This window comes from Nocardioides sp. CPCC 206348 (assembly GCF_048654705.1).
Taxonomy (GTDB): domain Bacteria; phylum Actinomycetota; class Actinomycetes; order Propionibacteriales; family Nocardioidaceae; genus Nocardioides.
Map to the genome: position 1 here is coordinate 51,454 of NZ_JBMCZA010000215.1, position 22,314 is coordinate 73,767.

Genomic DNA, 22,314 nt, shown 5'->3' on the forward strand with positions numbered 1-22,314 from the left:
TATGGTTGACCGAGCGAGACAGGACACACAGGTGAAGGTGTACGACGGCGTGACGGGCTTCGCGAACGCAGAGGGCGACGTGCTGGGAACGTCGGACTGGCTGGAGATCGACCAGGCACGGATCGACAGGTTCGCCGACGCCACCGACGACCACCAGTGGATCCACGTCGACGCCGAGCGGGCCGCGGAGGGACCGTTCGGGGCGACCATCGCCCACGGCTTCCTCACGCTCTCCCTGCTCCCGCCCCTGCTCAACCAGCTCTATCGGGTCGACAACGTCCGGATGGCGGTGAACTACGGCCTCGACAAGGTGCGCTTCATGGCTCCGGTCCCCGTCGGGAGCAGGATCCGGTTGAACGCGAAGGTGCTCGCGGTGACGCCGCTCGACGGTGCCGTGCAGGCCACGTTCGAGAGCACCTTCGAGATCGAGGGCACCCAGAAGCCTGCGGCCGTCGTCCACTCGATCGTGCGGTACATCGCATGACCGCCCAGGGAAGCGGCCTGCTCGAGGGTCGGACCGCGATCGTCACGGGTGCCGCCCAGGGGATCGGGCTGGCCATCGCGACCACACTGGCCGGACACGGGGCGCGGGTCACCATCGCGGACCTGGATGGCGCGAAGGCCGAAGCTGCCGCTGCTGGCATCGGGCCTGCTGCGCGCGGCGTGGCCTGTGACGTCACCTCGGAGGAGAGCGTCGCTGAGCTCGTCGCCGGCGCCGTCGCGGCGTACGGCGGCCTCGACGTGATCGTCAACAACGCCGGCATCACCCGCGACGCGTCCCTGAAGAAGATGACGCTCGAGAGCTTCCAGGCCGTCATCACCGTGCACCTGCAGGGCACCTGGCTCGGGATCCGCGCCGCCAGCGAGGTGATGCGCGAGGCGAAGCGCGGCAGCATCATCAACATCTCGTCGATGTCGGGCAAGAGCGGCAACCCGGGCCAGACCAACTACAGCGCGGCGAAGGCCGGGATCGTCGGCATGACCAAGGCGGCAGCCAAGGAGCTGGCCCACCACGGCGTCCGCGTCAACGCGATCCAGCCCGGCCTGATCCGCACGCCGATGACCGAGGCGATGACGCCGGAGGCGTACGCCGCGACCGAGGCGACCATCCCGATGCGTCGTGCCGGCGAACCCGAGGAGATCGCCAACGTGGTCGCCTTCCTTGCCTCCGACCTCTCCAGCTACATGACCGGCGCGGTCCTCGAGGTCTCCGGCGGGAGAGGCATGTGACAGCCGCGACCGGGACGCCGCCCGTGCGGCTCGAGATCGCGGACGGGATCGCGCGGATCACGCTCGATCGACCCGACGCGATGAACGCCGTGACCACGGCACTCGCAGTTGCGCTGCAGCAGGCCATCCGCGTCGCCGGGGAGGACCCGTCGGTCAACGTGGTCGTGATCCGCGGTGCCGGCGCCAACTTCTGTGCCGGCGGCGACTTTGCCGAGGTGCAGCGACTGCGCGACGAAGGACCTGAAGCGCTGCGCAGCCTCTTCGAGGCGTTCCGGGGTGCCTGCGAGGCCGTCTCCGCGATCGCGCAGCCGGTGATCGCTGTCGTGGAGGGCATCGCGATGGCTGGCGGCTTCGAGCTGATGCAGGCCTGCGACGTCGTCCTGGTGCGCGACGACGCCCGGATCAGCGACAACCACGTCAACTTCGGCATGGTGCCTGGAGGCGGCGGATCGCAGCGGCTTCCGCGCATCGTCGGCACCCAGCGTGCGCTCGGCCTGCTGCTGTCCGGCGACCGGCTGACCGGCGTCGACGCCGTCGAGTGGGGCCTCGCCTACCGGTCCTTCCCTGCGGAGGCGTTCGACACCGAGGTGGAGCAGTTCGTGGGTCGCCTCGCAGCGCGCCGGCCGGACGCCGTACGCACCATCAAGGGGCTGGTCCGCGAGGGTCTCGCCACTGATCTGGCGGCAGGGCTCGACCTCGAGCTCGAAGCCGTCGTGTCCCACATCGCCGGCGACGCCGGTGGTGCCAGCGTGTCGGCCTTCGCCGGCCGGAAGGAAGGCCCCTCGTGACCTCGCTCGTCTCCGAAGGCCCGGTGCTCCTCGACATCGCCGACGGCATCGCCCGGATCCGGCTCAACCGGCCGGAGTCGGCCAATGCGGTCGACGCCGATCTCCTGCGCGTCCTGCACGAGGTCGTGCTGCGGTGCCACGCCGAGCCGTCCGTGCGGGTCGTGATCCTCAGCGGTGAGGGCCGCAACTTCTGTGCCGGTGGCGACGTCAAGACCTTCGCCAGCAAGGGCGAGGACCTTCCCGACTACCTCCGGGAGGCGACCGCCTGGCTGCAGCTCGCCACGGCTGCGCTGATCCAGCTCAAGGCGCCGGTCATCGCGCAGGTGCAGGGATTCGCAGCCGGTGGAGCGGGTTTCGGGTTCGTCTGCGCCGCCGACCTGGTCGTCGCTGCCGAGGGCGCGAAGTTCTTCTCCGGTGCGGTCCGTGTCGGGATGGCGCCCGATGGCGGTACGACGGTCACCCTGGCCAGGATCGTCGGCCTCCGCCGGGCCATGGACATCCTGTTGACCAACCCCACGCTGGGCGCGGCCGAGGCGCGTGACATCGGAATCGTCTCGCGGGTGGTGCCTGACGCCGAGCTCGCTGCCGCTGTGGACCAGCTCGCTGCCGAGCTCGCCGCGCAGCCGCCGCTCGGGCTGTCCGCGACCAAGCGCCTGGTGTGGGACGGGCTCGGGTCCACCGTCGCAGAGCGGCTTCCGGAGGAGGCCCGCGTCGTCTCCGAGCTGTCCGGCACCGCCGACAGCCGCGAGGCGCTCGCCGCCGTGATCGAGCGTCGGACCGGCACCTACGAGGGACGATGAGCGTCGTCGAGGACAACCCGGTCCTGGTCGAGGACCGCGGCGCCGTCCGCATCATCACCCTCAACCGGCCGCACCTGAAGAACGCCGTCAACCTGCCGCTGCGCTACGCGCTGGCCGAGGCGATCGAGGCCGCTGACGCTGATGCCGGAGTCCGGGCGATCGTGCTCACCGGCGCTGGCGGCGCGTTCTGCTCCGGAGGCGACGTGTCCACGATGGAGCGGCAGCCACGCCACGAGACGACCCCTCGGGCACAGGCCGCCCAGCGGATCATCCGGGCCCTGTGGCACACGCCCAAGCCCGTCGTCGCTGCCGTGGAGGGCCCTGCGTTCGGGGCCGGCGTCGCCCTGGCACTGGCCTGCGATCGCGTGGTGTCGGCGAGCGACGCCACTTTCGCCACGACCTTCACCGGCGTCGGACTGGCCGGCGACATGGGCGTGTTCGCCTCCCTGCCCGCCCGGGTCGGGGCACCGCGCGCCCGGCAGATGCTGATGATGGGATCGCGGATCAAGGGCGTCGAGGCCGGCGTCATCGGCCTCGTCGATCGGGTCGTGGAGCCGGGCAAGGCACTGGACGCCGCCCTCGAGGACGCAGCGGTGCTCGCCGTCGGCCCGCCCCTGGCGCTCGGGGTGATCAAGCAGATGCTCTCCGGGGAGCCGCGCCACCCGCTCGCCGTGCTCGACCTCGAGGTCCGCAACCAGACCATGCTCTGGGACAGCGACGACTTCGCCGAGGGCGTGGCCGCATTCGCCGAGAAGCGTCGCCCGGTCTTCGGTGCCACGTCCTCCCAGGAGAACTGATGTCGCTCATCACGACGTCCTACCTGCCGGCCGACACGAGCGTCGAGCTCAGCGACCTCACGGTCCCCGCCCTGCTTGCGGACTGTGCGGCGGCGTACCCCGCTCGGCTGGCCCTGGTCGGCTCTCGACACGGCGACGGTCTCGAGGTCCGTCTGACCTACGCCGAGCTCTACGACGACGCGCAGCGGATCGCGACGGCTCTTCGACGGGTCGCACGCCCCGGCGACCACGTCGCACTGTGGGCCCCCAATGTCGTGGAGTGGGTGCTGATCCAGCATGGCGCGGCGTTGGCGGGTGTCGTCCTGGTGGCGTTGAACCCGGTGCTGCGCGTGCCTGAGCTCGCCTACGCCGTCGACCACTCGGGCTGCACCGTGCTCCTGCACGCTGACCGCAGTCGTGACTACGACATGGCGGCCGTGGCGCGCGAGGTGGCCTCCGATCGCCCGCACCTGCGACTGATCAGCCTCGCCGACGGCGACCAGTGGCGCGCCGACGCGATCGACCCGACGGTCGTTGCCGAGGCGCCGTCGGACCCCGATCTTCCGGTGATGCTGCAGTACACCTCGGGTACCACCGGCAACCCCAAGGGCGTACTGCTGCGACACCGTTCCCTGGTCAACGTCGCGAAGCTGACCATGGAGTACGTCGACATGCCGGCCGGTGCGGTGACGATCAACCCGTTGCCGATGTTCCACACCGCGGCCTGTGTCATCGGCACCCTGGGACCGCTGTGGCTCGGTGGCACCGAGGTGCTGGTCGAGCAGTTCGCGCCCGCACCGGTGCTGGAGACCATGCGTCGCGAGAACGTCGACGTGCTCTTCTTCGTGCCGGCGGTCCTTGGCGCGCTGGTCGAGGCGCAGCGTGCTTCGGATCAGCCGGCGCCCCGGCTGAAGGTCGCCCTCGGTGGAGCAGCGAACGTGCCCGCAGTGTTGATCGAGGCGACTGAACAGATCTTCGGCGCGGCCGTGACGAATGTCTTCGGCCAGACCGAGCTGGCGCCTGTGCTCACGGCCACCCGTCCCGGTGACACGCGCGAGGACAAGCTCGTGACAGTGGGCCACCCGTTACCTCGCGTGGACGTGAAGGTCGTCGACCCGGTCACCGGGGCCGTGCAGCCGTTGGGGGAGCCCGGAGAGATCTGCGCCCGTGGCTACCAGCAGCTGATCGAGTACCTCCATGACCCCGCCGCCACTGCGGCGACGGTGGATGCTGACGGGTTCGTGCACACGGGCGACCTGGGCGCGATGGACGAACGCGGTTACATCACGCTCACCGGACGGCTCAAGGAGCTGATCATCCGTGGCGGCGAGAACATCGCGCCTGCTGGTGTCGAGTCCTGCCTGGCCGAGCATCCGGCGGTCCTCGATGCCACCGTCTTCGGGCTGCCCGACGAGCGCATGGGCGAGATCGTCGCTGCGGCGGTCCACCTGCGGGACGCGCGTCTGGAGGAGGACCCGGCAGCGCTGGTGGCCGCGCTCGTCGCGCACTGTCGCGAGCGCTTGTCGCCGTACAAGGTGCCGACGCGGTGGTTCGTGGCCGGCGAGCTGCCGGCGACACCGACCGGGAAGGTCCAGAAGTTCAGGCTTCCCGACCTGATCGGGACCCGGGCGTTGCGCGAGGTCATCTCTTAATCTAATCTAGATTAAAGAACGGAGGACATCATGACTCTCTCGAACACCGGCACCATCAACGAACGTCGTGCAGCCCTGGGTGAGCGGTTCAGCGAGTGGACCCCGCGGACCCTCGACGCGTGGCTCGACGTCTGTGCCGAGGAGTACCCCGAGCGGGACTTCGTGGTCACCGACGAACGTGTCCTCAGCTACGCCGACGTGGCCGCCGAATCGCGCCGACTGGCTGACGGGCTGACCGTTCTCGGTGTCCGCCGGGGTGACCGGGTAGGCCTGTTGATGGCCAACTACGCCGAGTTCGTGACCTGGAAGTTCGCGATCGCGCGGGCCGGAGCCGTCGCGATTCCGTTCAACTTCCTCTACCGCACCGACGAGCTGCGCTACGTCCTGAAGCAGTCGGACTGCAAGGTCCTGGTCACCAATGCCGGGTATCGAACGGGTAGCGGGCACCTCGACCACGCCGGCATGCTCGACGAGATCGTGCCCGGCTGGGACACCCCTGACTTCCCTGATCGCCCGATGGTCGGAGGAAGCGCGCCCGATGGGCTGCGCCACGTGGTTCTCGTGGAGCGCCCCGAGCTCCCCGTCCGTCCCGGAGCGTTCACGGCGACCACGCTGGTCCAGATCGCTCTTGAGAACGAGGGCGCGTCTGCCGGTGCCGGCCACCACCCGGACGACGTCTCCGACCTGCTCTACACCTCGGGCAGCACCGGCTCGCCGAAGGGCGTCCAGGTCACCCACGACGCCGTCCTGCGCACCGGTTACGCGTCTGCGCTGACCCGTGCCTACGAGGACGGCCGGCGGATCCTCTTCTCACTGCCCTGCTACCACATGTTCGGCTACGTCGAGGGCCTGTTGTCGGCGACGTACGTCGGCGGCGCGATCATCATGCTGCCGTCCTTCAGTGCCGAGGCCTACCTCACCGCGATCGAGAAGCACCGCGCCACCGACATGCTCTGTGTGCCGACGATGGCGGTTGCCCTGGTCGAGTCGCCGCTCCGGACCGGTGCCGACCTGTCCAGCCTGACCGCGATCCTCTGCGGCTCCGCGCCGGCGCCGGTCTGGTTGTGGGAACAGGTCGAGCGCGAATTCGGCGTCAGCGAGATCGTCACCGGCTACGGCATGACCGAGTGCGGCGGTGCGATGACACTCACCCTTCCCGAGGACGACCTGGTGCTGACCTCCACCACCGTCGGGCGGCCGAAGCTGGCGGGCTCCGCCGGCGTGGCGAGCCACGGCACGCTGTGCGTCTACCGCACCGTGGATCCGACCTCCGGCGACGTGCTGCCCGAGGGTGCCGTCGGTGAGCTGACGTCCTCGGGACCGACGACGATGCTCGGCTACTTCGCCAAGCCCGAGGAGACCGCCGCAGCGCTGCATTCCTCGGCTGACGGCACCACCTGGCTGCACTCCGGAGACCTCGGCCAGGTGCGGGAGGACGGCTACCTCGTCCTCACCGGCCGGAGCAAGGAGGTCTACAAGTCCGGTGGCGAACTGGTCATGCCCAAGGAGGTCGAGGAGGTCCTCGGCGCGCACCCCGCCATCAGCCAGGTCTACGCCGTCGGAGTGCTGGACGACCGTTGGGGTGAGATCGGCTGCGCCGTCATCGTCCGGGCGCCCGGTGCCGAGGGCGACGCACTCACTGCGGAAGACGTCATCGCCCACGCCCGCGAGCACCTCGCCCGGTTCAAGGTCCCCAAGCGCGTCGAGTTCCTCGACGCCACTCAGCTGCCCACGACTGCGACCGGCAAGGTCCAGAAGTTCCGGCTCGTCGAACTGGTCGCCCAGTCCGTCCCGCCCCAAGGAGAGAAGTCATGACCGCTGTGGTCCCGTCCCCTTCCCCTTCCGATGTCGATGTCGAGGCCGAGGTCCAGGAAGGCGGCAGCCGTTACGACCGGCTGATCCAGCCCGCCCGGGTGCACGGCACGCTCTACACCGACCCGTCGATCTTTGCCGAGGAGCTGCGCAAGATCTGGCACAAGACCTGGGTCTTCGTCGGTCACGAGAGCGAGGTCCCGCAGCCCAACGACTACGTGCGCAAGCAGCTCGCTGACCAGGACGTCGTGATGACCCGCGACAAGGAAGGTGAGGTGCACCTGCTGATCAACCGGTGCGCCCACCGTGGCCTCCAGGTCTGCGACGACAAGTCCGGCAACTCCAGCTCGTTCCGTTGCCCCTACCACGGCTGGACCTACCGGAACACCGGTGAGCTGTTGGGTTACCCCTACAACAAGGGGTACGGCGGCAAGAAGCAGCTGCCGCTGGGCATGGGCAAGGTGGCGCGCGTCGCGTCGTACCAGGGCTTCGTCTTCGGCAGCATGGCCGAGGAGGGCCCCAGCCTCGACGAGCACCTCGGCGCGGCCAAGGGTGAGATCGACCGCCTGGTCGGCCTGGCGCCTGACGGCAAGGTGTCGCTCGACGCCGGATGGCTGCGGCACAAGACCCGGTCGAACTGGAAGTTCCTCGCCGAGAACGAGACCGACGGCTACCACCCGCAGTTCGTCCATGGGTCGATCTTCGGTGTGACGGGCAGCCCGATCGGCGCCCTGTACAGCGACAACTCGACGGCGGTCACCCGCAACCTGGGCAACGGGCACAGCGAGAACGACCTGCGCCCGGAGTTCCGCGGCTTCGCCGAGCCGATGCGCTGGTTCGGCACGACCCCCGAGCGGGTGCCGAACTACGTCGACGCGATGAACGAGACCTACGGCGACGACGCCGAGCGCCGGATGATCGAGGGCGCACCGCACGTCATGATCTTCCCGAACCTGTTCATCGCCGAGATCCAGGTCTTCAACATCCAGCCCGTCGCGGTCGGCGAGTGCGTGCAGTACGCCACCGCCGTGCAGTTCGACGGTGGTCACGAGCTCAACCAGCGGATGGTGTCGCAGTCCATCGGCTCGGTCGGCCCCGCGGGCATGCTGCTGGCCGACGACACCGAGATGTACGAGCGGAACCAGCGCGGGGTCGAGATGGCGGATCCCGAATGGCTCGACGTGCGTCGCGGACTGCTGCGCGAGAGCCTCGACGAGAACGGCTTCACGATCGGGTCCGCGACCGACGAGACCGGCATGCGCGGGTTCTGGAACCACTACAAGTCGCTGATGGAGGCCGAGGACTGATGACGCAGTTGACGACGGAGCAGGGGCTGCCGCCGCGCCCCGACACGGGCACCGAGCTGCTCGAGATCCCGGACGGGTGGGAGGCCCGGGAGGTCGAGCAGTTCCTGTATCGCGAAGCGCGGCTCGCCGACGAGAACGACTACGACGGCTGGGAGGCGCTGTGGACCGATGACGCCATCTACTGGGTGCCGGTGGATGGCGAGGGAGACCACCCCCGGGCGACCGTGTCGATCATCTTCGACAACCGCAACCGCATCTCCACCCGGATGAAGCAGGTCAAGACCGGCAAGCGCTACGCGCAGGCACCGCCGTCCAACCTGCGCCGGATCATCGGCAACGTCGAGCTCATCGGCGGCCGGGCCAACTCCGACGGTGGCGTCGACCTCGAGATCAGCGCGAACGTGCTGGCCTTCGAGTCGCGTCCGCGGGGCAACACCTTGTGGGGCGGTCGTACGACGTACCGCCTGCGTCGCGTGGACGGGCAGATCCGGCTCGTCTACAAGAAGGTCGTCCTGGTCGACAACGAGCAGGCCGTCCCCACTCTCGGCTTCCTGATCTGAGGCGCGTGCCATGACCGAGATCCACCCTGCCGGCGAGATCATCGAGAGCGAGTTCGCCTCGGTGGCCGTCAGGCTCGACAAGGAAGGGAACTCCGTCCGGCTGCGGGTGGAGGACCTGCGCACCGGACGGGTCCGCTTCCTCGACGCGCTGGAGCTGGAGTCCCTGGTCTGGCTGGCCGAGGGGCACCTGGCCCAGCTGCTCGATCCATCGCATGAACGGTGGCGCGGGTGAGCGGACTCGCCTCCACGATCGACCTGACCGGGCTGATCCGGCCCGGTGACACGATCACGTGGGGTCAGACCTGCGCGGAGCCGACGACACTGGTGGAGGAGCTGGTGCGGCAGGCCGACCGGATCGGAGACCTCCGCTGCTTCGTCGGCATCCCGGCGCAGAGTGCGCTGACCTCCGAGACCGTCCCGGACGCGCTGACCGTCCACTCCTACTGCGGTGCCGGGACCAATGCCCGGCTGCACGCCGCGGAGCGGCTCGAGATCTGGCCTGTGCACTACTCAACGCTTCCGAATCTGCTGTCCGGAGGCGACTTCCACTGCGACGTCGTGTTCGTCCAGGTCTCAGCGCCCGACGACAACGGGCGGCACAGCCTGGGGCTCGCGGACGACTACTTCTCGGCCGCGCTCGACACCGCGCGAACGGTGATCGCGGAGATCAACGACCAGGTGCCCTTCACGTACGGCGCCCGCACGCTGAGGGCCGACCAGTGGACCGCGGCGATCCATACGTCCCGGCCGCCGGGAGAGCTGCCGATGCCTGAGGTGGGTGACGACACCCGTGTAGTGGCCCGTCGGGTGGCGCAGCTCGTTCCGGACGGCGCCACCCTCCAGTTCGGCATCGGGGCGCTGCCGGAGGCGGTGCTCGCCGAGCTCCACGGCCACCGCGATCTCGGCATCCACTCCGGGATCATCAATGACACCGCCATGCGGCTGGTCGAGGCGGGCGTGGCCAACGGATCCCGCAAGACCAACGACGCCGGAGTTGCCGTGGGTGGACTCTTCGGCGGCACCCACGAGCTGTTCCGCTGGGCCCACCGCAACCCGGCCGTCCAGCTGCGGCCGACGTCGTACACCCATGACCCCGCCGTCCTGGCCTCCTCCCACCAGCTCGTCGCGATCAACGCGGCCATCGAGGTGGACCTGACGGGCCAGGTCAACGCCGAGCTCGCCGGGGGCCGGTACGTCGGCGCTGTCGGTGGCGCCGTCGACTTCCTCCGTGGGGCTGACCGGTCCGCCGGAGGCATCCCGATCGTGGCACTGCCGTCCCTCGCCCGCGGGCAGAGCCGGATCGTCAGCCGGCTGTCCGGACCGGTCTCCACGCCCCGGTCCGAAGGCATCGTCGTGGTCACCGACCACGGCATCGCGGACCTCCGCGGTGCCACTCTGAGCCAGCGGGTCGAGCGGATGATCGCCGTCGCCGACCCGGCCCACCGAGCAGAGCTCGATGCCCGCGCCGACAGCGTGCTGGCATCGGCCTAGGAGCAGCAACCATGACCAGCTTGAGACGCGTCGCCATCGTCGGTCCCGTGCGGACGGCAGTGGGCACCTTCGGTGGAACGTTGCGGCCGGTCCGCGCCGAGGAGCTCGCCGCTGACGTGATCCGTGCGCTCGTGGAGCGCACCGGCGTCGATCCGACGGTCATCGAGGACGTCGCGTTCGCGCAGTCCTACTCCAACTCCGAAGCGCCGTGCATCGGCCGCTGGGCTGCCCTCGCGGCGGGGCTGCCGATCGAGGTGCCGGGCTTCCAGGTCGATCGCCGCTGTGGCGGTGGGCTGCAGGCTGTCATCACCGCAGCGATGACCGTGCAGACCGGTGCGGCCGACGTCGTCATCGCTGGTGGCGTGGAGTCGATGAGCAACATCGAGCACTACACGACCACGGCACGCTGGGGTTCGCGCTCGGGAAACCAGACCCTCTACGACCGGCTCGACCGGGGCCGCGAACGCTCGCAGCCCGAGGAGCGCTTCGGTCCGATCAGCGGCATGATCGAGACGGCCGAGAACCTTGCCGCCCACTACGGAATCGGCCGCGAAGAGGCGGACGCGTTCTCCGTGCGCAGCCATCGGCTCGCCGCTGCGGCGTGGGAGTCCGGGGTCTTCGCGGACGAAGTGGTTCCCGTCTCGGTCCCGCAGCGCCGTGGGGACGCTGTCGTGTTCGACCGGGACGAGGGCATTCGTCCGGAATCGACCATGGAAACGCTCGGTCGGCTCCGGGCGATCAGCCCCGGCGGCACCGTCACGGCCGGCAACGCGGCCCAGCAGAACGACGCTGCGGCCGCTTGCCTGGTCGTCGCCGAGGACAGGCTCGAGGAGCTCGGCCTCGAGCCGATGGCCTGGTTCGAGGGCTGGGCCGCCGCCGGCGTCGAGCCCTCGATGATGGGCATCGGTCCCGTCGCCGCCGTGCAGCGGCTGTTCGCACGCACCGGCGTCGGCTTCGACGACCTGGACCTGATCGAGGTCAACGAGGCCTTCGCCGTGCAGGTGCTGGCCGTGCTGGCCGGCTGGGGCGTGAAGCTCGACGAGGTCGACTCCCGCCTCAACGTCAACGGATCCGGAATCTCGCTGGGCCACCCGATCGGCGCCACGGGTGTACGGATCCTCACGACGATGCTGCACGAGCTCGACCGGCGCCGGGGCGGCCTCGCGCTGGAGACGATGTGCATCGGTGGCGGCCAGGGCATCGCCGCCCTGTTCCGGGGAGTCCACGGATGAACGCCGCAGTGAGGCCCGCAGTCGGTCTGCTGGGCTACGGCACCTACCTGCCGTCGTACCGCCTCGGGAGCGACAGCGGGGTCCGTGGGACGCGAGTCGTCGCGTCCTTCGACGAGGACGCCACGACGATGGCCGTGGAAGCTGCGCGCGGGCTCACCGACACCGTGCCGGGGTCCTTGTGGTGGGCCAGCACGTCGCCGCCGTACCTCGACAAGACGAACGCCGCTGCGGTCCACGCCGCTCTGCGACTGCCCTCCGCCGTCCCGGCAGCAGACCTCGTCGGATCGGCACGCTCGACCTTCGCGGGTGTCCGCGCCGCGCTGGCCTCGGGTGGCCTGGTGGTCGCTGCCGACGTCCGCGTCGGCAAGCCCGGTTCCGCTGACGAGAAGGCCGGTGGTGACGGCGCCGCAGCCCTGCTGTTCGGTGACGGCGAAGCGATCGCCGACGTGCTCGGCGTCGCCAGCGAGACCCTCGAGGTGCTCGACCGCTGGCGTGACCCGCAGCGGACGACGGGGGAGCAGTGGGAGGAGCGCTTCGGCTTCGAGCAGTACGCCGACCTGGTCCGTGTCGTTGCTGCCCGACTGCTCGATGCCGCTGGTCTCGCGGAGGCCGACCACGTCGTCGTGACGAGCGGGAACTCGGGAATCACCAAGCGGGCCGGGGCTCTGGTCAAGGGCGCCCTGTCCTCGGGCGGGTCGCCGATCGGTTTTTCCGGTGCCGTGGATCCGCTGCTCGGCCTGGCTGCCGTGCTCGATGTCGCCGGTCCGGACGAGACGGTGCTGGTGCTCTCGGCCGTCGACGGTTGTGACGGACTGCTGCTGCGCACGACCGACCTGCTCGCGACCCGTCGGGCCGCGCGGTCCGTGGCGGAGCAGCTGTCGGAGGGACGGGCGATTCCGTACGTCACGTACCTCTCCTGGCGAGGACTGCTCGATCGCGAGCTGCCCCGCCGTCCTGAACCGGACCGGCCCGCCGGGCCGCCGTCGGCGCGCGCGGGGGCCTGGAAGTTCGGCTTCGCCGGCACCCGGTGCACGGCGTGCGGGTTCCTCCACGTGCCGCCGTTGCGGGTGTGCCGGTCCTGCAGTGCCGTCGACGCGATGGAGACGGTGTCGCTGGCGGATCGCACCGGTTCGGTGGCGACGTTCACCATCGACCGGCTGGCGTTCTCGCCGTCTCCGCCGGTGATCGACGTGGTCGTCGACTTCGACGGTGGTGGCCGCACGACCCTCGAGGTCGCCGATGCCGATCCGGAGCGGGTCGACGTCGGCTCCGAGGTCGACCTGGTGTTCCGGCGCCTGTTCACTGCCGGTGCCGTGCACAACTACTTCTGGAAGGCACGGGTCCGCTGATGGCCAGCAAGGGGATCAAGGATGCCGTCGCGATCGTCGGCATGGGCTGCACCCGGTTCGGTGAGCGCTGGGAGTCCTCCACCGACGACCTGCTGCTCGAAGCCGTGGGAGAGGCGCTCGGCTCTGCGGGGGTGCAGCGCGACGACGTCGACGCCTGGTGGCTGGGAACCCTTGGCTCGGGCCAGAGCGGGCTGACGCTCAGCCGGCCCCTGGGGATCGACTACAAGCCGGTGACCCGGGTCGAGAACTACTGCGCCACGGGCTCCGAGTCCTTCCGCAACGCCTGCTACGCCGTGGCCTCCGGCGCCTACGACCGGGTGATGGCCGTCGGTGTCGAGAAGCTCAAGGACTCCGGATTCTCGGGGCTCCTGCGCGCAGACCCGCCCTCGGACGGCACCGCGGCGGAGCTCTCCCTGACCGCGCCTGCCGCGTTCTCGCTGCTCGACCCGGCCTACACCTCCAAGTACGGCGTGGACCCGGTCGCGATGCGGGAGGCGATGACCCACGTCGCGTGGAAGAACCACGTCAACGGCGCCCGCAACCCGAAGGCGCAGTTCCGCAAGGAGGTCTCGCGCGAGACGATCGAAGGAGCGTTGAAGGTCGCCGGTCGTCTCGGCATCTTCGACTGCTCCGGCGTCTCCGACGGCGCGGCCGCGGCGATGATCGTCCGCGCCGAGGATGCCTACGACTACACGGGCCGCCCGATCTTCGTGAAGGCGCTCGCCCTGGCTTCCGGCCCGATGCGCGGCGGGCTCGACCCGGCGTACGACTTCACGACCTTCCCCGAGGTCGTCCACTCCGCCGCCGATGCGTACGCACAGGCGGGCATCACCGACCCGCGCTCGGAGCTGTCGCTCGCGGAGGTGCACGACTGCTTCACCCCGACCGAGATCGTGCTGATGGAGGACCTCGGGTTCGCCGATCGCGGTCAGGCCTGGAAGGACGTGCTCGGCGGGGACTTCGACCTGGACGGCCGGATGCCGGTCAATGTCGACGGTGGCCTCAAGTCGTTCGGTCACCCGGTCGGCGCGAGTGGTCTCCGAATGCTCTATGAGGCCTGGCTGCAGCTGCGCGGCGAAGCGGGGGAGCGGCAGCTCGCCGACCCCCGCCTCGCGCTGACCCACAACCTCGGCGGACGCCCGGGTGGGTGCGTTTCCTTCGTTTCCGTGGTGGGCAACGAGCGCGGCTGACGCCCCACGGTCACAGGGCCGAGGAGAGCGCCTGCTCGACGTCGAGGTCGGTGAGGGTGTTGATCGCGCGCACCGCAGTGACCTCCATCCGGTCATCGGGCTGCATGCCGCCCGCGGCCAGCGTGAAGACGATGGCGATCCAGCCGTCGATGGTCAGCAGCCGGTAGGTGTCCCACGCCTCGGCGAAGGACGGCACGTCGCTTCCGGCGCCGCTGTCGGCGAGGACCTGCAGGTAGCGCTCGAGCAGGTTCTTCTCCTCCGCGCGGCGCAGTTCGGTGGGGATCGAGTGCATGAGGAAGTACGCGAAGTCGCGCAGGCCGTTCATCCTGTGGAAGACCTGCCAGTCGTAGATGCCGGCAGAGCCGTCGGCGTTCGCGTAGGTGTTGCCGAGGTGGGTGTCGCCGTGGCACAGCGTCTGGGGCATCGACTCCCACAGCCGCGTGAGTGCGGGCTGGTTCTGGACGTACGTCTTCGTCAGGCGGCGTACCGGATCGGGGACGACGCGGTCCTGCTTCATGAACCGCTTCTCGCTCCACGTGAAGAAGTGCTTCATGAGGGTCCCTCCGGGACGGCGGGCGTAGGTCTCGAGCCAGGCCAGGTCACCTGCGAAGCGCGGTGAGCGCCAGAACCTGCCGTGCAGGGTGGCGAGCAGGTCGACGACCGCTTCGGCGTGCTGCTTTGGGGCCTCGTCATCGGCGTTGTAGAAGGTGACGCCTCCCTTGCGCAACGCCAGGTCCTCGAAGGCCAGCACGTAGCGGCCACCCGCACCGGAGCGCGTGACGTACGGCGTGATGGTGAGGTCGGCGACGGCGGGGTGGATCTGCTCGAAGAAGCGGGTCTCATAGGTGTGGCAGCCGAACCCGGACACGATCACTCGCGGTGCGAGCTGACTCGACGTGCCCTTCGCGAACGCAGTCGGGGGCAGTCCGGCGTCCCGGCCGGCGGTGTTCCAGTCGAGATGGATCCGGGCACGGTCGGTCGTGCCGCGGGAGTCGATCTCGACCCGGAGCCCCTGGACGCGAGCGTCCGGAGTCGCTGCGCCGAGGGCGGCGGTGAACTCCGCGGGGTGCAACGAGTCGAGGCCGTAGCGCCCGTGTCCGGGCGTCCATGGAGCCGCACCGAGTGCGGCGTCCTTGAGAGCGGTGACTGCTGAGAGCACGGGTCCTCCTGAGCGACGTTCTTGAATGTGTGTTCAAAAACATAGGTCAAGAATTTACGCGCGTCAATTATGACTTGGAGAGTGTCTCTCCGGTAGACAAGGGCCGTGATGACCAAGGGCGACCGGACGCGCCAGCGGATCCTCGAGGTCGTCACCGACCTGCTGGAGGCCGAGTCGTATGACCGGATCTCCATCGCCGAGATCACGCGTCGCGCGGAGATCACCCGGCCAGCGTTCTACTTCCACTTCCCGAACAAGGGGGCCGTCCTCGGGGCCGCGCTCGACGAGCTCCGTGACGAGTTCATCGCGGTCGCCACCGCCTGGTACGACCACGCCGGGGGCGATCCTGCGGCGGGAATCCCGGAGGCGCTCGACGCGACGATCGCGTTGTGGCGCTCGCATGCCCGCCTCCTCGACGCGGTGGTGAGGGCGTCGGCCGCCGATGCCGAGGCGGCCGACCTGATGGCTTCGTGGGTCGAAGAGCTCACTGCTCGCGCAGCCGATCGCCTGCGCCGCGACGTCGGCCCGGAACTCGGACTCGAGGGACTCTCGGTCGAGGCGTTGGCCGAGTTCATGGTGGGAGCAACGGTGGAGGCCATGCGGCGCGATGTCCGTCGCATCGTCGAGTCCGGGGTGCCGACCCCGGGCATCTCGGCGACGTTGACGTTCGTGTGGGCGCGGGTCGTGGCGCCCGCTCCGCGCACCTGACGAGACTGTCGCGAGCTCGCCGGTTCCGCAGCCGATTCGTCAGGTGCGAAGCACCGGCGTCCCTGTGTTGTGCGCCTCGGGGCTTGTCGCGGTCAGCGTATTTAATCTATATTCAATTAGGTGAGCGAGATTTCCGTGGCGCCCCAGGCGGCCCGTGCCCTGGTCGAGCGCTTGTACGACGCCCTGGCGTCCGGAGATCGTGCCGGCATCGAGAAGGCGCTCACCCCGGACTTCGTCGGCCGGCTGACGCCGGGTCTGCCGTTCGGCATCGGCGGCGAACACCACGGTCCCGACGCGATGATTCGTGAGGGCTGGTTCGCCATCGGCACCCACTGGCGGGTGCGGGCGTCAGACCAGGTCTTCACGGAGCTGGCCGATGGTCGGCTCCAGGTGCAGGGCACCTACCGTGGCAAGGGCCGAGCAAGCGGCACGCCCTTCGAGGCGTGGTTCATCCACCTCTGGGAGCTCCGTGACGGCCTGATCTGCGGCCTGACCCAGTTGACCGACTCAGCCCGATTCCTCGCCGCTCTGGGCGAATCGGCCAGCCAGGACGACCTCGAGACGATCGACCTCACCGTCGCCGACGGCATCGCCACGCTCTGCCTGGCCCGGCCTGACGACCGCAACGCCATCGACCAGCGTCTCGCCGACGAGTTCCTCGTGGCTGTCGTCCGGATCGCCGGGGACACCAGCGTCCGCGCCGTACTCATCTGCGGTGAGGGGCCGGACCTCACGGTCGGCGGCGACATCGGGTACTTCACCGAGCAGGCCGGCGACGACCTCGGTGCGACCCTGCGCCAGATGACGACGCCCTTCCACCTGGCCTTCCAGGTGCTGGCCACTCTGGACGCGCCGATCGTCACGGTGGCGCAAGGTGCGGTGGCCGGCGGTGGCATCGGCTTCGCCTATGCAGCCGACATCGTCGTCGCGGCCGAGGACGCACGTTTCGTGACCGCGTTCGCTGCCATCGGGTTGAGCGGCGACGGCGGCGGCACCTGGCACCTGCCGCGCCGGATCGGCCCGGCCCGCGCCGCTCGTGCCTACCTCCTCAATGAGCCGATCACCGCACAACAGGCCTACGACTGGGGCCTGGTTTCAGAGATCGCGCCGACCGCTGACGCCCGCGCTCGGGGTGAGGAGATCGCGCGCCGTCTCGCGGCTGGACCCACGCGCGCCTTTGCGCAGATGCGTGCCCTGCTGCGCGCATCGTGGGACCGCAGCCTCCCTGACCAACTGAACGCCGAGGTCGAAGCTCTCGTCACCTCGGCCCGCACCGAGGACGCCCGCGGCGCCATCGACGCCTTTCTCACCAAGCAGCGCCCGGCATTCCGTGGCCTCTGATCATCCAGGAGAACCCTTGAAGAAGCTCGCTGACTACGCCGCCGTGACCGGCCCGATCGCCGTCCTGGTCACGCTGACCGGGTGGCTGGTCGCCGGAATGCTGCCCCTGCCGATGGGCCCGGGCGAGTCGACCGCCGACATCGTGGCGTTCTTCGTCGACGACGCCAACCGCGTGAAGGCCGGGTTCGTGATCTCCTCCATCGGCGTCGTGCTGATGCTGCCGATGCTGGCGCTCATCTCCCTCCACCTCTACCGGATGGACCGGGCCAATCCCCTGCTGGCGTTCCTCCAGCTCGTCACGGCCGCCGCCACGATGGTCATCAACATGTTCCCGCAGCTGATCTTCGCGATCGCTGCGTTCCGGACCGACCGCGATCCCGGCGACATCGTGCTGCTCAACGACCTCGCGTGGTTGATGCTCTTCACGGGCATCGCGCCGTTCATGGTGCAGAACGTCGCCATCGGGATCGCGATCCTGCGCGACACGACGGCCACCTTCCCGCGCTGGGTCGCGTGGCTGAACTTCTTCGTCGCGTTCTCCTTCATCCCCGACGTGCTCGCCTTCTTCTTCAAGACGGGTCCCTTCGCCTGGAACGGGATCTTCGTGTTCTGGCTGGCTCTGACGACCTACACCGTCTTCCTGTTCGTCATGTCCTGGGCGTGCCGTCGCGCCAACCACACGCTCGTCCTCGAGCCCACCCTGCAAGGAGCCTGACCGTGCCCGGACTCATCCGCGACAGCGACGACCACCGCGCCATCCGCGAGAGCGTCGCCAAGATCTGCGCCCGCTACGGCCAGCAGTACTTCCTCGAGAAGTCCCGCAACAACGAGGACATCACCGAGCTCTGGGCCGAGCTGGGCCAGGCCGGCCTGCTCGGCGTCCACCTCCCCGAGGAGTACGGCGGCGGGGGAGCCGGCATGCAGGAAGCCGTCGTGGTGGTCGAGGAGCTCGCCGCCCACGGCATGCCGATGCTGGTGTGGGTGATCTCGCCCGCCATGATCGGCTCGATCCTCGCGACCCATGCGTCCGATGCACTGAAGCAGGAGTGGCTCCCCGGCATCGCCGACGGCACGAAGAAGGTCGCCTTCGGGCTGACCGAGCCTGACGCCGGCTCCAACAGCCATGAGGTCGCCACCACGGCGACCCGCGACGGGGACGGTTGGCGGATCAGTGGCTCGAAGTACTACATCTCCGCGATCGACCAGTCCGATGCCCTCCTGCTGGTGGCTCGCGACGCCGACCTGTCGACACCGGAGAAGAAGCGTCTCTCGATCTTCGTCATCCCGACCGATGCCCCGGGTCTGAGCTACCAGAGGATCGACACCTCCATCGTCTCGCCCGACAAGCAGTTCAGCGTCTTCCTCGACGACGTGTACGTCGGTCCCGAGTCGCTCGTCGGCGAAGCCGGCCAAGGGCTGCGGCAGGTCTTCGCTGCCCTCAACCCGGAACGGATCCTGGTCGGCGCGATCACCACCGGCGTCGGCCGCTACGCGATCGAGAAGGCCGCCGAGTACGCGAAGACCCGGGCGGTCTGGGCGGGCACGCCCATCGGCCAGCACCAAGGAATCGCCCACCCGCTGGCCGCTGCCCACATCGATGTCGAGGTGGCCCGGCTCGCCACCAAGAACGCCGCAGTCCTCTACGACGAGGGCGATGCCGGGGTCGCGGAAGCGGCCAACATCGCCAAGTTCGTCGGCGCTGAGGCGGCGCTCAAGGCTCTCGACCAGGCGATCCAGACCCACGGCGGCAACGGCCTCTCCCATGAGTACGGCCTCTCCGAGCTCTGGTTCGTCACCCGCCTCATGCGGACCGCCCCGGTCAGCCGGGAGATGGTCCTCAACTTCGTCGCGCAGACCTCGCTCGGCCTGCCGCGGTCCTACTGATCAGGAGTCCTGCAATGAATCAGACCAACCCGGCGTCGTACGACGCCATCATCATCGGGGCCGGCGCTGGTGGCCTGTTCGCCGCCGCTCGCCTGCAGCACCAGGGGTACAGGACGCTGGTCGTCGAGCGTCTCGACAAGGTCGGCGGTCGCGCGTCCACCACGGACGTCGACGGCTTCAAGATCAATGACGGCGCCATCGTCATCGAGTGTGGCGGCATCACCGAGCGCACCTTCGAGGAGCTCGACATCCCGTGGGAGATCCGCGAGCCCAGCCCGCCGATCCTCTACCGGATCAAGGGCAAGGACGTCGACGTCACCGGTGGCGGCTGGGGCTTCCTGCTCCAGAAGCTGACCCGTCAGGGAGCCAAGGTCGTGGGCGGCATCGGCGCGGCCCGCAAGGACGAGGGCCTCCCGGAGGAGCAGATCACGCTCCAGGACTGGCTGTCGAAGTACACGAAGAACGAGGGTGTGCACGGCATCTTCCGCAACATGGCGGCGTCGGTGTTCGCCGTTGGTTCGGAGGACCTCCCGGCCCGGGTGTTCCTGACCTACTTCACCCGCAAGAGCGCCTTCAAGCGCTTCGGCTTCCACCCCGAGGGTTCGATCGGCGTCTGGAAGGCACTGGCCGGCGCGATCGAGCGTGACGGCGGGACGGTGCGGCTCTCGACCGAGGTCGAGCAGATCACCCTCGATGGCGACCGGATCACCGGAGTGGTGCTGGCGGGCGGTGAGACGATCACGGCGCCCGTCGTGGTCAGCAACATCGGCCCGGCCGCGACCCTGGCGCTGCTCGGCGAGGCCAACGTGCCGGCCGACTACCAGGACACGGTCAAGCGCAACGACCGTCCGACGGCCATGATCACCGTCAACTTCGCCAGCCAGGAGCGGCTGATCGAAGCTCCCGGGATGCTCAGCTTCGCCACGTCGCGCCGCCTGGCGTACATCGCGAACTTCACCGACAGCTGCCCGGAGATGGCCCCCGCGGGTTGGCACCTGTATGTCGGCACGGCAGTCCCGAAGCCGTCGGTCGGGGACTTCGACGAGGATGCCGAGTACGGCCTGCTGATGGAGGACCTGCGGGAGACGATCCCCGGCTTCGACGAGCGCGCCCGGATCCTGAGCAAGGTCACCACGCGCGACGGCTGGCCGCCGCAGCGTGCGGTGGCGGGCTTCGACATGTCCCACGACACCCCGTTCGCCGGTCTGTGGAACGTCGGTGACGCGGTCAAGGAGTACGCCAACGGCGGGACGACCGCCTGCGCGGAGACCGCCGAGATCGTGGTCGCCAAGATCGCCGCGGCGTTCGTCCCTGCCACTGCCTGAACTGTTTCTAACGAGCAGAAAAAAAGACGATACGGAAGTCTCGCCACCGAACATAAGTCGAGTTATGATGGTGGCAAGGAAGTCCAGCGAGAAGGTGAGATGACGATGAAGTGTGTGACGGTCGATTTCGACAAGTGCACGGGCCTGGGGATCTGCGAGTCGCTCGCGCCCGACTTCTTCGAGGTCAACGACGACGGTGAGCTGCTCGTCCTCAAGGAGGAGATCAGCGACAGCGAGCTGCAGGAGGTCGAGGAGGCCGTCGCTGGCTGCCCGACCGAGGCGCTGAAGATCGTCTCGCTGTGAGCCTGGCAGTGGGCACGGACCCGCGCCGGTTGGTCGTGGTGGGCGCTTCGCTTGCCGGCCTGCGCGCGGTCGAGGCCGCCCGCAAGACCGGCTTCGACGGCGAGATCGTGCTGATCGGCGCCGAGGAGCACCTGCCGTACGACCGGCCGCCGCTGTCGAAGGCCTTCCTTGGTGCGGCGGACGAGTCCGGTGAGCTGGCCGAGGTGCCGTTCTTCCGCACCGAGGAGACATTGCGTGACGAGCTCGGCGTCGACGTACGGCTCGGGTCACCGGCCACGGCTCTCGATACCGTCGCCCGTCGCGTCACCGTCGGGGGCGACCAGATCGCCTATGACGCCCTGGTGATCGCCACCGGCGCCCACGCCCGCCTGTTGCCGGGGACCGATGGTCTCGACGGTGTGTACCCCCTGCGCACGCTCGACGACTCGCTCGCCGTACGCGACAAGCTCGAGGCCGGCGCTCGTACCGTCGTCATCGGCGCCGGTTTCATCGGCTCCGAGCTGGCCTCCACGGCCCGCAAGCGTGGGCTGGAGGCGACGATCATCGAAGCCCTGCCGACGCCACTGGTGCGTGCGACGGGTCACGAGATGGGCGCCGCGATCGCGGCCCTGCACGAGCTCAACGGCACCAGCCTGCGCTGCGGCGTGGGTGTCGCGTCCATCGAGGGTGACGGGAAGGTCGAGCGGGTGGTCCTCGCCGACGGCACCTCGATCGAGGCTGACCTCGTCGTCGTGGGCATCGGTGTCATCCCGTCCGTCGGCTGGCTCGAGGGCTCGGGCCTGACCATGGACAAGAACATCGGGGGCATCGTCTGCGACGAGAACCTCTGGACCGGCGTGCCGGGCGTCTACGCCGCGGGCGACGTCGCGAGCTGGGTCAACCCGACCCTGGGCGAGCGGCAGCGGATGGAGAACTGGACGGCTGCGGCCGAGCAGGGCGCCGCCGCTGCACGCAACGCGCTGGACCCCGAGAACGCCAAGCCCTATGGGACGGTGCCGTACTTCTGGTCCGACTGGTACGACGTCCGGATCCAGTTCGTGGGTTCGCCCGAGGCCGACGAGGTCGTGCTGGTCGACGGCGATCCCGGTGCGGGGTCGCGCTGGGTCGCGCTCTACCGCCGCGGTGACCGCCTGATCGGTGCCCTGACCGTCAACGGCCAGGCCGAGATCATGAAGTACCGCGTGCAGATCATGAAGGGCGGCTCCTGGGACGACGCCCTCGCCTTCGCCGAGAAGCGCCGGATCGCCCACGAGGAGAAGCTCGCCGCCGTCTGACTCCTGACCCGGCTGGGAACGGCAGGGATCTGATCAAGCAGCAGGTTGATCGGATCCCTGCCGTTCTTCTTTTTTCGATGAGGTCGTAAAAAACTCTTCCGGTCCGGCGCTCTCCCCTGTTACGGTGACACTG

The 22,314-nt window shown here is 69.2% G+C and carries 22 protein-coding genes; 21 read left to right on the top strand and 1 reads right to left on the bottom strand.

The features are described from left to right. Positions 1–31: 31 nt before the first annotated feature. From ACOADB_RS23055 to ACOADB_RS23120, 14 genes are read left to right on the top strand one after another with little or no spacing between them, the layout of a single operon-like run. Positions 32–484, top strand: a complete 453-nt coding sequence (locus ACOADB_RS23055) for a MaoC family dehydratase (protein WP_378604193.1) — start codon at positions 32–34, stop codon at positions 482–484. After that, a complete protein-coding gene (fabG, locus tag ACOADB_RS23060) occupies positions 481–1,230 on the top strand; it encodes a 3-oxoacyl-ACP reductase FabG (protein WP_378604196.1) in 750 nt (249 codons plus the stop codon). The genes ACOADB_RS23055 and fabG overlap by 4 nt, the downstream gene beginning before the upstream one ends. Further along, the gene (locus tag ACOADB_RS23065; protein WP_378604199.1) at positions 1,227–2,018 is read left to right on the top strand and encodes an enoyl-CoA hydratase/isomerase family protein; all 792 of its coding nucleotides are present in this window, start codon (positions 1,227–1,229) and stop codon (positions 2,016–2,018) included. Before fabG ends, ACOADB_RS23065 begins: the two co-directional genes overlap by 4 nt. Further along, positions 2,015–2,818 carry an enoyl-CoA hydratase/isomerase family protein gene (locus tag ACOADB_RS23070; protein ID WP_378604201.1) on the top strand — a complete coding sequence of 268 codons (804 nt, stop codon included), beginning with the start codon at positions 2,015–2,017 and terminating at the stop codon, positions 2,816–2,818. Before ACOADB_RS23065 ends, ACOADB_RS23070 begins: the two co-directional genes overlap by 4 nt. Further along, the gene (locus ACOADB_RS23075) at positions 2,815–3,615 is read left to right on the top strand and encodes an enoyl-CoA hydratase/isomerase family protein (RefSeq protein WP_378604203.1); all 801 of its coding nucleotides are present in this window, start codon (positions 2,815–2,817) and stop codon (positions 3,613–3,615) included. The genes ACOADB_RS23070 and ACOADB_RS23075 overlap by 4 nt, the downstream gene beginning before the upstream one ends. After that, positions 3,615–5,246 carry a class I adenylate-forming enzyme family protein gene (locus ACOADB_RS23080; RefSeq protein WP_378604205.1) on the top strand — a complete coding sequence of 544 codons (1,632 nt, stop codon included), beginning with the start codon at positions 3,615–3,617 and terminating at the stop codon, positions 5,244–5,246. Before ACOADB_RS23075 ends, ACOADB_RS23080 begins: the two co-directional genes overlap by 1 nt. A 30-nt stretch (positions 5,247–5,276) precedes the next feature. Further along, positions 5,277–7,061 (top strand): class I adenylate-forming enzyme family protein, encoded by a 1,785-nt coding sequence (locus ACOADB_RS23085; RefSeq protein ID WP_378604208.1) that lies wholly within the window; start codon positions 5,277–5,279, stop codon positions 7,059–7,061. Beyond that, positions 7,058–8,365 (top strand): aromatic ring-hydroxylating oxygenase subunit alpha, encoded by a 1,308-nt coding sequence (locus tag ACOADB_RS23090; protein ID WP_378604211.1) that lies wholly within the window; start codon positions 7,058–7,060, stop codon positions 8,363–8,365. The genes ACOADB_RS23085 and ACOADB_RS23090 overlap by 4 nt, the downstream gene beginning before the upstream one ends. After that, positions 8,365–8,925, top strand: coding sequence for an aromatic-ring-hydroxylating dioxygenase subunit beta (locus ACOADB_RS23095; protein WP_378604214.1), 561 nt, complete (start codon positions 8,365–8,367; stop codon positions 8,923–8,925). Before ACOADB_RS23090 ends, ACOADB_RS23095 begins: the two co-directional genes overlap by 1 nt. A 10-nt stretch (positions 8,926–8,935) precedes the next feature. Beyond that, positions 8,936–9,157, top strand: a complete 222-nt coding sequence (locus ACOADB_RS23100; RefSeq protein ID WP_378604217.1) for a hypothetical protein — start codon at positions 8,936–8,938, stop codon at positions 9,155–9,157. Then, a complete protein-coding gene (locus ACOADB_RS23105) occupies positions 9,154–10,416 on the top strand; it encodes an acetyl-CoA hydrolase/transferase family protein (protein ID WP_378604220.1) in 1,263 nt (420 codons plus the stop codon). The genes ACOADB_RS23100 and ACOADB_RS23105 overlap by 4 nt, the downstream gene beginning before the upstream one ends. A gap of 11 nt (positions 10,417–10,427) precedes the next feature. Next, positions 10,428–11,648: an acetyl-CoA C-acetyltransferase gene (locus tag ACOADB_RS23110; protein WP_378604222.1), complete on the top strand. Its 1,221-nt coding sequence runs from the start codon at positions 10,428–10,430 to the stop codon at positions 11,646–11,648. Then, a complete protein-coding gene (locus tag ACOADB_RS23115; protein ID WP_378604225.1) occupies positions 11,645–12,997 on the top strand; it encodes an OB-fold domain-containing protein in 1,353 nt (450 codons plus the stop codon). Before ACOADB_RS23110 ends, ACOADB_RS23115 begins: the two co-directional genes overlap by 4 nt. Beyond that, entirely contained in the window at positions 12,997–14,187 is a 1,191-nt protein-coding gene (locus ACOADB_RS23120) for an acetyl-CoA acetyltransferase (RefSeq protein ID WP_378604228.1), read from the top strand. The genes ACOADB_RS23115 and ACOADB_RS23120 overlap by 1 nt, the downstream gene beginning before the upstream one ends. Before the next feature lie 10 nt (positions 14,188–14,197). Here the strand turns inward: ACOADB_RS23120 and ACOADB_RS23125 are convergent, their stop codons facing one another. After that, positions 14,198–15,346: a phosphotransferase gene (locus tag ACOADB_RS23125; protein ID WP_378604231.1), complete on the bottom strand. Its 1,149-nt coding sequence runs from the start codon at positions 15,344–15,346 to the stop codon at positions 14,198–14,200. 108 nt (positions 15,347–15,454) lie between these two features. Between ACOADB_RS23125 and ACOADB_RS23130 the strand changes: the two genes are divergently transcribed. The 7 genes from ACOADB_RS23130 to ACOADB_RS23160 all read left to right on the top strand — a co-directional run bounded on the left by ACOADB_RS23130 (position 15,455) and on the right by ACOADB_RS23160 (position 22,181). Next, positions 15,455–16,054, top strand: a complete 600-nt coding sequence (locus ACOADB_RS23130; RefSeq protein WP_378604327.1) for a TetR/AcrR family transcriptional regulator — start codon at positions 15,455–15,457, stop codon at positions 16,052–16,054. A gap of 120 nt (positions 16,055–16,174) precedes the next feature. Next, positions 16,175–17,395 (top strand): enoyl-CoA hydratase-related protein, encoded by a 1,221-nt coding sequence (locus ACOADB_RS23135; protein WP_378604234.1) that lies wholly within the window; start codon positions 16,175–16,177, stop codon positions 17,393–17,395. A gap of 16 nt (positions 17,396–17,411) precedes the next feature. Beyond that, a complete protein-coding gene (locus ACOADB_RS23140) occupies positions 17,412–18,110 on the top strand; it encodes a hypothetical protein (protein ID WP_378604237.1) in 699 nt (232 codons plus the stop codon). A 2-nt stretch (positions 18,111–18,112) separates the two neighbouring features. Beyond that, positions 18,113–19,279, top strand: a complete 1,167-nt coding sequence (locus ACOADB_RS23145) for an acyl-CoA dehydrogenase family protein (RefSeq protein WP_378604240.1) — start codon at positions 18,113–18,115, stop codon at positions 19,277–19,279. 14 nt (positions 19,280–19,293) lie between these two features. After that, positions 19,294–20,604: a phytoene desaturase family protein gene (locus tag ACOADB_RS23150; protein ID WP_378604243.1), complete on the top strand. Its 1,311-nt coding sequence runs from the start codon at positions 19,294–19,296 to the stop codon at positions 20,602–20,604. 99 nt (positions 20,605–20,703) lie between these two features. Then, positions 20,704–20,907, top strand: a complete 204-nt coding sequence (locus ACOADB_RS23155; protein ID WP_378604246.1) for a ferredoxin — start codon at positions 20,704–20,706, stop codon at positions 20,905–20,907. Then, positions 20,904–22,181, top strand: a complete 1,278-nt coding sequence (locus ACOADB_RS23160) for an NAD(P)/FAD-dependent oxidoreductase (protein ID WP_378604249.1) — start codon at positions 20,904–20,906, stop codon at positions 22,179–22,181. Before ACOADB_RS23155 ends, ACOADB_RS23160 begins: the two co-directional genes overlap by 4 nt. Positions 22,182–22,314: the final 133 nt, after the last annotated feature.